We start from the raw sequence: 12,472 nt of genomic DNA, 5'->3' as shown, positions 1-12,472 counted from the left end.
GTCAGTTAGCTGAATTCGAACCATGGTTTGCGAGGAACTAGGGCTTTATTATTAATAAAGCCCAATTAATCTGTAACGTGACGTGATTACTTAAAACGTTGAAGCGAGAAGGGCGTAATATCTTGTTGTGGCTGTTTACCCTGTGCGAACAGCGCTGCAATCTCTCCCAGTACGCTGGCGAATTTGAAGCCGTGCCCACTCAAACCGGTGATCACCATCATGCGATCACAATCAGGCAATATGTCGATAATAAAGTCTTCATCCGGGCTCATGTCGTAGCTACAAACCTCACCGTGTAAACAGACACCGAGCCCGGGCAGGTATTGACGCAAAAAGCCAAATGCTTCACTGCCGTCATTGATGTTGTTACCGTAAGATTTGAGCTGCTCTGAACCTTCTATTGGCTGACCGCCATTGTGCTTACCTAGTTTGAGTCCATCGTTTTCTGACGGGAAACCGTAATATTGGTCACCATCCTGAGTTTCTACCGTAAATGCCGGGAATTTGTTCTTCTCGCTATAACGACCATCGGCTTGATACCAAGAGAAGACTTTGCGAACCGGTGTGACAGGTAATTGTGGTAATAGTTTTTTGACCCAAGTACCGGCGGAAACCACGATTTTACGCCCGTGATAATCGCCATCGCTAGTGACGACAGTGATACCATTATCGGTCTTTTTAATTTCGCTCACAGGGCAGTTAAACAATTGGGCGCAACCGGCTTCCCGTGCCAAGCGGATATAGTGCTTAATTACTAACTCAGAGCGTAAAAAACCGGCATCGGGTTCGAAAACACCGATATAACCTTCCGGGGCGGTAAATTCCGGCCAGCGTTGATTGATTTGTTCGGCGTTGAGCAGTTGTGTATTTAAACGGAAGGCTTTAGCACTGCGCAGGGCGTTGGCAATAAATTCGGAGCTCTGTGGTCCTAGATTGAGCACACCACAAGGGTGGAATAACTTTTCGCCGCAGGTTTGTTCTAAACCATTCCACAGTGCCTGAGCGCGCAACAGCAGCGGCACATATTTTTCACCTTCGCCATAGGCATGGCGGATGATACGGGTGTCGCCGTGGTGGCTGCCATTTTTATGTGGTGGCATTGAACTGTCGATCATTAACACTTCCAGCCCAGCCTGTCTGGCGTAGTAACCTGCTGCCGCTCCTACTGAACCACTGCCTACCACGATCAAATCATATTCCACGGACATTCCCTCAGTTCCTCAACTATTCACCCGTCATGATAAAAGGTTGGTCGCCGTAATGCATCTGTTGGTCTTGAATTCTTGATAGGGAAAGTAACAAAGAAAAAGGCGCTGGGGTGAATGAATCGCAGCGCCTAGTGGTGGTTAATGGCTGAATTAGTGTTTTTTACGATCAAGATCCTGGTATTCCGTTGCTTCTATTTTGGCTATGCCGGCCTCTAAAATATTGATTAATTGACGGGCGACATCGGTAGTTAGCCAAAGCGTTCTATCTACTTGGGCTTCTTCGGGTGTTTGGTCTAGTGAAGACAGGTAATGAAGGCGTATCATCATGGCGTCATAAACGTCGACAGTACTGATATCCCAACCAACAAGCGGGTGTGTCTGAATTACTTCATCATTTCTGTCCATAAAGACCCCTTATTGAGTAGTAACTAACTGGAGTGACTAACGAGGATCAATGCGGCTCACCATCATGCTGAGCTCTTTCAGTATACGCATCCGGTTCGAATACTGGAGGATTTTCCAAGGAGATTTGTGAAATAAATATTTTTTTGAGCAATTATCCAGCAAAAATGGGGATGGGGTGAAAAGCAAAAAAGCCGGAGAGCGACCCCCGGCAAAAACATCACGTTGCAGTATTATTCTGCGCTGAACCAATCGTCTGCACTTTCCCAAGTTTCTTGGAGTATTTCAGCGATCAGATCTTTATCTGTTTTACCGCCGCCAAGTACCGAAAGCCCGTTAGCACCGGCATAACGTACCTGAACCACGGCATCTGGAAACTGTCGGTTAACCCGTTTGCCTAGCTCGCCACTCAGAGCTTCAATGGCTCCCGCAGGGAGCGGTTTGGTTTTATCTATTGTGACTTCAACACGCATAATTGCCCCCGAAGTAATTTACTGTTTATTTATACAGGTAATTATCTTCAAGGGCAATAGGGCGAATTAAATATTATTAGCAGGCAGTTACCGACCAATTGACGCTTTCACCGGCCAGGAAAGGCACGATGGATTCGCCACCTAAGGAAATCTCTTCCGGTTGGCTAACTGGCACGCGCTGCAGCTCGATAAAATCTTCGTTAACCGGCAAACCGTAGAAGCGTGGCCCGTTCAGAGAACAGAAGGCTTCCAGATATTCTAATGCGCCCAGTTGTTCAAACACGGTAGCGTAAGCAGGCATCGCCGCAGGAGCATTGAACACACCAGCACAGCCACAACTAGACTCTTTACGATGCTTGGCATGTGGTGCTGAGTCAGTGCCGAGGAAGAAACGATCCGAACCACTGGCGACGGCTTTGCGCAAGGTTTCCTGATGGATATTACGCTTCAGGATTGGCAGGCAGAACAGATGTGGACGAATACCACCGACTAGCATGTGGTTACGGTTGAACATCAGGTGCTGTGGAGTGATGGTCGCACCCAGGAAACGATCACCTGCTTGCACATATTCAGCCGCTTCTTTAGTGGTGATGTGCTCGAAAACAATTTTTAGCTCAGGGAACTGTTGGCGGATAGGCTCCATTACTTGGTCGATAAAGCGTGCTTCGCGGTCAAAAATATCAATCGCTGCATCGGTGACTTCGCCGTGAATCAACAATGGCATACCGATTTTCTGCATCTGCTCAAGCAGCGGATAAATGCCTTTCACATTGCTAACGCCGTGATTGGAGTTAGTGGTGGCATTGGCTGGATACAGTTTGGCAGCGGTAAACACGCCTTGTTTAAAACCCTCCACTAAAACGGCAGCGTTCAGCGAATCAGTGAGGTAGCAGGTCATCAATGGGGTGAAGTTGTGTCCTTGCGGTACAGCGGCCAAGATACGCTCGCGGTAGGCAATGGCGGCTTCAATAGTGGTAATCGGCGGAGCCAAGTTTGGCATCACAATCGCCCGGCCAAATACCTGACTGGTATAAGGAAGAACCGTTTTCAGCATGTCGTCATCACGTAGATGGATATGCCAATCGTCAGGGCGGCGGATTTTCAGGGCTTGAGGCTGTGCGGTCATATTACAAAGCTCCGGCGGTTAGGATTCTAATAGAAAGCGAATAAGGGGCTTATTCACGCCGGGGCGTAAGGATATGCCGAAAACGATTGCGATGCATCTGTTTGTTGCGTGGAACCATAAAAAAGCCCGCCATTTAGGCGGGCTCGAATTCAGCAGGTTAACTTATTCGCTAACTGGCTGTGGTTTGGTTGCTGGCGCAGTGGCCTGATTAACCGCAGCATGACCACCAGCGGAGCCTTTACCTTCAAAGTTGAAAGTAGGGCGCTGCCAATCACTGTGCTTAGGTGCTTCTGGCACATAAGTTGGTGCTGGAGCTTTAGTCATTGGCGCCGTTGCGACGTGCTTGTAAAGCACATCTTGCACAGTTTTGACCGGAGTAGGCTGCGTAGTGACAACTGGTGCAGCTTCCACGGTGACTTCTTCAACCGCAGTTTCCATTACAGGCTCGATCACTGGCGCAGCTTCAACCACTGGTGCGGTTACAACGACGGCAGGTTCAACGACTGGCTCTGGTTCTACCGCTGGCGCGACTTCTGCAACTGGCTCAACCTCTGCGGCTGGCGCATCAATGACCACAGGTGCGATAGCGACAGGTTCAACGATAGTTGGTGCTTCAGGTACGACTTCTTCCGCCTTCACTTCAACCACTTCCGGTTGAGCGATGACAGCTTCTACAACGATTGGTGCAGCAACAGCAATCTCTGGAATAGTCGGTTCTCTAACGATGTTTTCAGTCAAAACTTCTTGTTCTTCAACAGCTTGATATGCATGTGTGACAGGGTAACTTATCCAAGCCTTGCCAGACGCCATTTCTGGTGAAGCAAAAGCACCTACCAATGGCATTGGTGATTGGGTCGGATAGCGCTCATCACGATAGCGACGACGACGTTGGCCACTGACGCGCAGATGGCGTGGTGAACGGCGTGAACGACGTGGCATGCCGTTTTCACCATTGCGGTTTTCGCTTTGAGAATCGTCTTCAACTGCAGCAACCACGGTTTCTGGCAGCAGTTTAATTTCTTCCGCTACTACCGGTTGAGTTTCAACGACCGGCGCTTTAGGTGCCAGCAGTTCTTCCGCTGCGCGTTGCAGTTCTTCTTCAGCAGACAGGACGCGGATTTTTTGCGACAGCTGGCGACGTTGACGACGCTGTGCTGGTTGCTGATGGCGTTCTTCCTGATCATCATCATGACTGGCAACGGTGTTATCAACACCTTCCAGCGCTTTGACGTCTTGCGGAGCTTGGCGTTTGTCATCTTGACGACGACGTTGGCGATCACCACGTTGTTCGCGGCGTTGCGGCTGATCTTCACGTTGTGCTTTGCCGCTTTCTTCTACCTGAACTTCATCAGTGACCGGCGCATTTTGTACAGCATTACGACGGTTACGACGTTGTTCATCACGGTTGTCGCGGCTTTCACGACCTTCGCGGTTGTCGCGATTATCACGGCTCTCGGAACGATCTTTACGTTCGCCACGTTCGTTACGATCACCGCGATCTTTACGGTTAGAACCCTGACGGCGCTGACCACGACGGTCAGGGCGACGGTTGTCGCTGCCTTCGGTTTGATTCGTTTCAGTCGGTTTGCTCTCTTCCGCTGGTTTTTCTTCACCGGCAAACAGGGCTTTCAGACCACCAAAGAAACGGCTCAAGAGGCCTGGTTTGGCGTCGGTCTCTGCTGCCGCAACGGCTGGTTTGCTGGCCGCTGGTTTAGTTTGTGCAGTTGCTTCTGCCGGTGGTGGTGCATCAGCGGTCAGAGAGAAGGTCGCCAAGGCTGGCTGTTCTGGGCGTTTGCGCTCCATTGGCGCATCTTCCACAGGCTGATCCATCTCTTCTTCGTGCAGTTTTGGCAGCAAGTAGCTCAGAGTGGTAGTTTCTTCACCTTTGCGCACGCGCAGCACTGAATAATGTGGTGTTTGCATCTGATCGTTTGGCACGATGATCGCTTTTACACCACCTTGGCGTTTTTCGATGGCGCTAACGGAGTCACGTTTTTCGTTCAACAGGTAAGAGGCAACCTGAACAGGGACGATGGCGTGAACTTCTTTAGTGTTCTCTTTCAGCGCTTCTTCTTCGATCAAACGCAGAATAGATAGTGCCAGCGATTCGTTGTCACGCACGGTGCCGGTACCACTACAGCGTGGGCAGACGTGGTGGCTGGATTCACCCAGTGAAGGGCTGAGACGCTGACGAGACATTTCCAGCAAACCGAAGCGAGAAATACGGCCAATCTGGATACGCGCACGGTCTTGACGCACGGCATCACGCAGACGGTTTTCCACTTCGCGCTGGTGGCGAACTGGCGTCATATCGATGAAGTCGATAACGATCAGACCACCGAGGTCACGCAAGCGCAATTGGCGAGCGATTTCATCGGCAGCTTCCAGGTTGGTGTTGAAGGCAGTTTCTTCGATATCGCCACCGCGAGTTGCGCGAGCGGAGTTGATGTCGATAGCGGTCAGGGCTTCGGTGGTATCGATAACGATAGAACCACCAGATGGCAGACGAACTTCACGCTGGAAAGCGGATTCGATCTGCGATTCGATTTGGTAGTGGCTGAACAGTGGGATCTCACCGCTGTACAACTTAATTTTGCTGCTGAAATCAGGGCGACCCAGCGCGGCGATGTGCTCTTTAGCTAGATCGAGAACTTTCGGGTTGTCGATCAGGATTTCGCCAATATCAGGGCGCAGATAATCGCGGAAGGCGCGCACGATAACGTTGCTTTCCTGATGGATCAGGAATGGAGCAGCACGGCCTTCGGCGGCTTTTTTGATCGCTTCCCAGTGTTTCAGGCGGAATGACAAATCCCATTGCAGAGCATCGGCAGATTTACCAACCCCGGCAGTACGGACAATCAGCCCCATGCCGTCAGGCAGTTGCAGGGAGGAAAGCGCTTCTTTCAATTCGGTACGGTCGTCACCCTCAATGCGGCGAGAAATGCCACCGGCACGTGGGTTATTTGGCATCAGCACCAGGTAGCTACCCGCTAGGCTGATGAAGGTGGTCAAGGCTGCGCCTTTATTACCGCGTTCTTCTTTATCAACTTGAACAATCACTTCCTGGCCTTCACGCAGAACATCTTTGATGTTTGGGCGACCGTGGGAGGAATAGTTACTTGGGAAGTATTCGCGGGCAATTTCTTTTAATGGGAGGAAACCATGCCGTTCTGCGCCGTAATCAACAAACGCTGCTTCAAGACTTGGTTCAATACGGGTGATTTTGCCTTTGTAAATATTCGCTTTTTTCTGTTCATGACCCGGACTTTCAATATCCAAATCATACAGCCGCTGTCCATCTACAAGGGCAACACGCAACTCTTCCTGCTGAGTTGCGTTAATCAACATTCTTTTCATCTTAACTTACTCGTTATTTTTTACATTATCGACAAAGCTGCGGGCAAAATAACCTCATGGCCGGGTTAAAACCGAAAGCCCCGTGTCTTCTCGCAAAGTGTCAACCTCACGGTTGTCGCCTGCATAGGGGCGCATTATCTCGGTAAGCCTGTATTTCTTTGTGAAAAACAGCACTTTTACTAGGGGAATAGCCTCTGATTTAAGTCGACAGATCTGATTCCATTTACCGGCCAAGCTGCAACCCGCAGCCCGCTAATTGTTTGATTTCACACTACGTCTTACGCCATTGCTGCGTTCTTGTGCGCCAAACAAATTTCATAATTCCGCAATTTCCCTTGTTATAACGAGAATCAAGGCGGAAACAACACACATTATTCCATTGCTGATACCGTTATAGCAAGGTGACTTTTCCTTAACTGTAAGCGAAATCGCAAACGTTCAACTCGGCTTGCTGCCTTATTGCACGCTAAAATTTCCCTTATAGCCAAAGGATCAGTTAAGCACAGAAAAAGATGTGGCGCTATTTGAGCGCGCTATTTAGAATCCCGCCCATGAAAACGAACAATCCCGCAGTACAATTAATCACCATATCCGATGACGAAGCGGGTCAACGGATCGATAACTTTTTGCTTGCCCGCTTAAAAGGGGTACCGAAGAGCATGATTTATCGCATCGTGCGTAAAGGCGAGGTGCGAGTTAATAAAGGCCGTATCAAAGCAGAATATAAATTAGTGGCAGGAGATGTAGTGCGTGTACCGCCGGTACGTGTCGCTGAGCGGGAAGAGCCGCAGGTTTCTGCCAAGTTAGATAAAGTTGCCGCGTTGGCTAATTGCATCTTGTATGAAGATGACCATCTGTTGCTGCTGAATAAACCGTCGGGCACCGCCGTGCATGGTGGTAGCGGATTGAGTTTTGGTGTGATCGAAGGGCTGCGCGCGTTGCGCCCGGAAGCTCGTTTCTTGGAGCTGGTGCACCGCTTGGATCGTGACACTTCTGGCGTGTTGATGGTGGCGAAGAAGCGCTCGGCGCTGCGTTCACTGCATGAGCAACTACGTTTAAAGGGGATGCAGAAAGATTATCTGGCGCTAGTACGTGGGCATTGGCAATCGCACTGCAAGGCCGTTCAAGCCCCGCTGCTGAAAAATATTCTGCAAAGTGGCGAGCGTATTGTTCGCGTCAATAGCGAAGGTAAACCGTCGGAAACGCGTTTCAAGGTAGAGGAACGTTTTGAATTCGCTACCTTGGTGAAAGCCAGCCCGATTACCGGCCGTACGCACCAGATCCGCGTGCATACCTTGCATGCTGGGCACCCGATCGCTTTTGATGATCGTTATGGCGACCGTGAGTTCGACCGCCAATTGGCTTCAACAGGTTTGAAACGCCTGTTCTTACATGCTGCGGCTTTGCGTTTTGAACATCCGGGCACTGGCGAAACCCTGCGTATCGAAGCACCGATGGACGATGAACTACGTCATTGCCTGAAAGTATTACGACAAGCAGCGAAATAACGTCACACCAGCGGGCTGATACCTTCAGCTCGCAACATTTCTAATAACGCAATCAGCGGCAGACCAATCAAAGCATTGGGATCGCGGCCTTCCAAACGTTCAAATAATGCAATCCCCAAGCCTTCGCATTTAAAACTGCCTGCGCAGTTGAGCGGTTGTTCAAGATGAACATAGGCAGCGATTTCTGGCTCGCTTAACGGGCGAAAATGGACATGGAAGGGTTCACACAGGGCTTGTAAATGTTGACTGCGACTGTTGTACAGCGCTAGCCCAGTATAAAAGGTGACCGTTTTTCCGCTGGCACGTTTTAATTGCGCGCAAGCATTCGCTTCGCTATGCGGCTTACCAGTGATTTTTCCGTCGATCACGCAGACCTGATCGGAGCCGATAATCAAATGGTCAGGATAAGCCGTTGCCAGTATCTGGGCTTTGGCTGCCGCCAAACGGAGTACCAATACCTCGGCACTTTCACCCTCCAGCGGTGTCTCATCGACTTCTGGCGCTGCGGTAATAAAAGGGAGATGCAGCTTTTCCAGCAGCATTTTGCGATATGGGGAAGTGGAGGCTAAAAGTATTCTCTGCATAATTTTTTTCGCAAACCGTAGCGTAAATAAGGCAGTCATTTTAAACTATCCGCCGCTGTGGAAGCGAATATTGGTGAAAGGCTGCGTTTTTACGGCCTTTTTCTTTGACTCTATGTCGTTACAAAGTTAATATGCGCGCCCTATGCAAAAGGTAAAATTACCCCTGACCATCGATGCGGTACGTACCGCTCAAAAACGTCTAGACTACGCTGGTGTCTATTCGCCTGAGCAGGTAACTCGTGTTGCCGAATCTGTGGTTAGTGTGGATAGCGATGTGCAGGTATCGTTATCGTTTAATATCGATAACCAACGCCTGGCGGTGATTACAGGTCATGCGGATGTCACGGTCACTTTGATGTGTCAACGCTGCAGTAAGCCGTTTGAGCACCACGTCCACACGACGTATTGTTTTAGCCCGGTCGTCAACGATGAGCAGGCTGAGGCATTACCGGAAGCGTACGAACCGATCGAAGTCAGTGATTTTGGTGAAGTCGATCTGTTGGCAATGGTTGAAGACGAAATTATTCTTTCACTGCCTGTCGTTCCGGTACATGAATCTGAACACTGTGAAGTGTCCGAAGCGGACATGGTTTTTGGCAAACTGCCTGAAGAGGCGGAGAAACCAAACCCATTTGCCGTATTAGCCAGTTTAAAGCGTAAGTAATTAAGGAGTAAGGTCCATGGCCGTACAACAGAATAAACCAACCCGTTCCAAGCGTGGCATGCGTCGTTCACACGATGCGCTGACTGCACCTCTCATGTCTGTCGATGCGACTTCTGGTGAAACTCACCGTCGTCACCACATCACTGCCGACGGTTTCTACCGCGGTCGCAAGGTTATCGGCTAAGTAGCGATATCCTTGGCTCGTCTAACCCTAGCGTTAGATGCAATGGGTGGGGACTTCGGTCCCTGCGTCACAGTGCCTGCTTCATTGCAGGCACTGGCCTCTAATTTACAGCTCCATCTTCTGCTAGTCGGCGATCCCGACACCATCACCCCTCTACTTGCTCACGCCTCTCCTGTTATTCTGGAGCGCCTGCAAGTTGTGCCAGCTGGAAGTGTAATAGCCAGCGATGCTAAACCGTCACAAGCCATCCGCGCAAGTCGTGGAACTTCTATGCGTATCGCATTGGAGTTGATAAAACAGGGCGATGCCCAGGCTTGTGTGAGTGCGGGTAACACTGGGGCGCTGATGGGGTTGGCGAAAATGCTGCTCAAACCGCTGGACGATATCGAACGTCCGGCGTTGATGACGGTGATCCCAAACCAGTTACGCAGTAAAACCGTAGTTTTGGATTTGGGTGCAAATGTCGAATGCGACAGCACCATGCTGGTTCAGTTTGCGGTGATGGGCGCGGTGATGGCTGAAGAGGTGCTTGGTATCATGCAACCCCGTGTCGCGCTACTGAATATTGGCGAAGAAGAGACTAAAGGGCTGGATAATATCCGCGAGGCCGCCGCGACATTAAGAAATACGCCAGCAATCAACTATATTGGTTATCTGGAAGGAAACGATTTGCTCACCGGTAAAACCGATGTCATGGTGTGTGACGGCTTTGTAGGCAACGTGACACTGAAAACTATGGAAGGCGTGATAAGGGTATTCTTGTCATTGCTGAAATCATCGAATGACGGTGGCAAACAAGCGTGGTGGTTAAGACTGTTAGGTCGTTGGTTACAAAAACGGGTGGCAAAGCGCTTTGGTCATCTGAACCCCGACCAGTACAATGGCGCATGTCTGTTAGGATTGCGGGGCACCGTAATCAAGAGCCATGGCGCGGCGAACCAGCGAGCGTTCGTTGCAGCTATCGAACAGGCTGTGCAGGCGGTGCAGCGGCAAGTTCCGGAAAGGATTGCTGCGCGCCTTAAGGCTGTATTACCTAAGAGTGACTGAATCGTCCATGTATACAAAGATTCTCGGTACGGGGAGCTACCTGCCCGTACAAGTGCGCACCAATGCTGACCTAGAAAAAATGGTGGATACCTCTGACGAGTGGATCGTCACGCGTACAGGTATCCGTGAACGCCGTATCGCTGCTGCCGATGAGTCTGTAGCAACGATGGGCTTCCAAGCGGCTGAAAAGGCGCTGGAAATGGCGGGTGTGGCTAAAGAAGATATCGGTTTGATCGTGGTAGCAACCACCACCTCCAGCCATGCTTTTCCTAGTTCTGCTTGTCAGATCCAACAAATGCTGGGCGTGAAAGACTGTGCGGCATTTGATCTGGCTGCCGCCTGCGCGGGGTTTACCTATGCGCTGAGCGTAGCGGATCAATACATTAAAAACGGCGCGGTAAAACACGCGCTGGTGATCGGGGCTGATGTCCTGTCTCGCACGCTGGATCCTGAAGATCGCGGCACTATTATTCTGTTTGGTGACGGTGCGGGTGCGGTGCTGTTGGGGGCTTCTGAAGAGCCGGGTATTCTGTCTACTCATTTGCACGCCGATGGTCGCTACGGCAATCTATTGGCGCTGGCAAATCCGGATCGCCAAGATAAAGATAAACCGGCCTATGTCACTATGGCGGGTAACGAAGTGTTTAAAGTTGCGGTGACCGAACTGGCACATATTGTTGATGAAACATTGGCGGCCAGTGGTCTGGAGCGTAGCGAACTGGATTGGTTGGTACCGCATCAGGCTAACTTACGCATTATCAGCGCGACGGCCAAAAAATTGGGCATGGGGATGGATAAAGTGGTTGTGACGCTTGATCGTCACGGCAACACTTCTGCCGCCTCCGTACCGGCAGCGTTCGATGAAGCGGTGCGCGATGGGCGTATCCAGCGTGGTCAGCTTGTGCTGCTTGAAGCCTTTGGCGGCGGCTTTACTTGGGGCTCGGCGCTAGTTCGATTCTGATTCGACAGGAAATTTAAAATGTCAAAATTTGCTTTTGTTTTCCCAGGTCAAGGTTCTCAGGCTGTGGGTATGTTGGCTGATTTGGCCGCAGAACATCCAATTGTTGAAGACACATTTTCCGAGGCATCTGCTGCTCTGGGTTACGATCTGTGGGCTCTGGTACAACAAGGTCCAGCGGAAGAACTGAATAAAACGTGGCAAACTCAGCCAGCCCTGTTAGCTGCCTCCGTCGCGATTTTCCGCGTATGGCAGCAACAAGGTGGTAAAACGCCAGCGATGATGGCCGGTCACAGCCTTGGTGAGTATTCAGCGCTGGTCTGTGCGGGTGTGCTGGATTTTGCAACTGCAATCAGCTTGGTTGAATTGCGCGGTAAAGCGATGCAAGAAGCGGTGCCAGAAGGCACTGGTGCAATGTACGCGATCATCGGTTTGGATAATGACGCGATCGCCAAAGCTTGTGAAGAATCAGCGCAAGGGCAAGTCGTTTCTCCGGTTAACTTTAACTCTCCGGGGCAGGTTGTGATCGCGGGTAACAAAGAAGCGGTCGAACGTGCGGGGGCAGCTTGTAAAGCGGCCGGTGCCAAGCGTGCATTGCCGTTGCCAGTCAGCGTGCCGTCACACTGTGCTTTAATGAAACCAGCGGCGGAAAAACTGGCTGCGGCATTGAAAGACGTGACTTTCAAAGCACCAAGTGTGCCAGTAGTGAATAACGTTGATGTACGCACGGAAACCGATCCTGAAGCAATCCGTAGCGCATTGGTTCGTCAGCTGTACAGCCCAGTGCGCTGGACAGAAAGCGTAGAATTCATGGCAGCAGAGGGCGTGACTTCTCTGCTGGAAGTGGGGCCGGGTAAAGTATTGACTGGCCTGACCAAACGTATTGTCGATACCCTGACTGCGGCGGCAGTGAATGAACCAGCCAGCCTGTCAGCGGCGCTTGAACAATAAAAGAGGAAAA

12 protein-coding genes are annotated in these 12,472 nt (G+C 50.7%); 6 read left to right on the top strand and 6 right to left on the bottom strand.

Translation table 11 applies throughout. From position 1 onward, the window contains the following. Positions 1-86: 86 nt before the first annotated feature. The 5 genes from solA to rne all read right to left on the bottom strand — a co-directional run bounded on the left by solA (position 87) and on the right by rne (position 6,566). Positions 87-1,202: an N-methyl-L-tryptophan oxidase gene (gene solA / locus AC3ISQ_RS13190; RefSeq protein ID WP_489353279.1), complete on the bottom strand. Its 1,116-nt coding sequence runs from the start codon at positions 1,200-1,202 to the stop codon at positions 87-89. Between the two features lie 156 nt (positions 1,203-1,358). After that, positions 1,359-1,613 carry a biofilm formation regulator BssS gene (gene bssS, locus AC3ISQ_RS13185; protein ID WP_489347137.1) on the bottom strand — a complete coding sequence of 85 codons (255 nt, stop codon included), beginning with the start codon at positions 1,611-1,613 and terminating at the stop codon, positions 1,359-1,361. A 230-nt stretch (positions 1,614-1,843) separates the two neighbouring features. Beyond that, entirely contained in the window at positions 1,844-2,083 is a 240-nt protein-coding gene (dinI, locus tag AC3ISQ_RS13180) for a DNA damage-inducible protein I (RefSeq protein ID WP_489347136.1), read from the bottom strand. A 76-nt stretch (positions 2,084-2,159) separates the two neighbouring features. Beyond that, positions 2,160-3,209 carry a dihydroorotase gene (gene pyrC, locus AC3ISQ_RS13175; RefSeq protein ID WP_489347134.1) on the bottom strand — a complete coding sequence of 350 codons (1,050 nt, stop codon included), beginning with the start codon at positions 3,207-3,209 and terminating at the stop codon, positions 2,160-2,162. A gap of 162 nt (positions 3,210-3,371) precedes the next feature. Beyond that, positions 3,372-6,566: a ribonuclease E gene (gene rne, locus AC3ISQ_RS13170; RefSeq protein WP_489347132.1), complete on the bottom strand. Its 3,195-nt coding sequence runs from the start codon at positions 6,564-6,566 to the stop codon at positions 3,372-3,374. A 551-nt stretch (positions 6,567-7,117) separates the two neighbouring features. Here rne and rluC point away from each other — a divergent pair. Beyond that, the gene (rluC, locus tag AC3ISQ_RS13165) at positions 7,118-8,074 is read left to right on the top strand and encodes a 23S rRNA pseudouridine(955/2504/2580) synthase RluC (protein WP_489347130.1); all 957 of its coding nucleotides are present in this window, start codon (positions 7,118-7,120) and stop codon (positions 8,072-8,074) included. Positions 8,075-8,076: 2 nt separating this feature from the next. On the opposite strand, the gene AC3ISQ_RS13160 is transcribed toward rluC, so the two are convergent. Further along, the gene (locus AC3ISQ_RS13160; protein WP_489347128.1) at positions 8,077-8,658 is read right to left on the bottom strand and encodes a Maf family protein; all 582 of its coding nucleotides are present in this window, start codon (positions 8,656-8,658) and stop codon (positions 8,077-8,079) included. Between the two features lie 142 nt (positions 8,659-8,800). On the opposite strand from AC3ISQ_RS13160, the gene yceD reads away from it, so the two are divergent. The 5 genes from yceD to fabD are packed head-to-tail and all read left to right on the top strand — an operon-like array spanning position 8,801 to position 12,462. Continuing rightward, the gene (yceD, locus tag AC3ISQ_RS13155; protein WP_489347126.1) at positions 8,801-9,322 is read left to right on the top strand and encodes a 23S rRNA accumulation protein YceD; all 522 of its coding nucleotides are present in this window, start codon (positions 8,801-8,803) and stop codon (positions 9,320-9,322) included. Between the two features lie 16 nt (positions 9,323-9,338). After that, positions 9,339-9,506, top strand: a complete 168-nt coding sequence (gene rpmF, locus AC3ISQ_RS13150) for a 50S ribosomal protein L32 (RefSeq protein WP_489347124.1) — start codon at positions 9,339-9,341, stop codon at positions 9,504-9,506. Positions 9,507-9,518: 12 nt separating this feature from the next. Continuing rightward, positions 9,519-10,553: a phosphate acyltransferase PlsX gene (gene plsX / locus AC3ISQ_RS13145; RefSeq protein WP_489347122.1), complete on the top strand. Its 1,035-nt coding sequence runs from the start codon at positions 9,519-9,521 to the stop codon at positions 10,551-10,553. Between the two features lie 7 nt (positions 10,554-10,560). Continuing rightward, positions 10,561-11,514, top strand: coding sequence for a beta-ketoacyl-ACP synthase III (locus AC3ISQ_RS13140; RefSeq protein WP_489347120.1), 954 nt, complete (start codon positions 10,561-10,563; stop codon positions 11,512-11,514). Between the two features lie 18 nt (positions 11,515-11,532). Then, positions 11,533-12,462 carry an ACP S-malonyltransferase gene (gene fabD / locus AC3ISQ_RS13135; RefSeq protein ID WP_489347119.1) on the top strand — a complete coding sequence of 310 codons (930 nt, stop codon included), beginning with the start codon at positions 11,533-11,535 and terminating at the stop codon, positions 12,460-12,462. Positions 12,463-12,472: the final 10 nt, after the last annotated feature.

The organism is Serratia sp. KH_031, from assembly GCF_057839655.1.
Note: the sequence above shows the minus strand (reverse complement) of the source record. Positions and strands in the feature narration are given on the sequence as shown.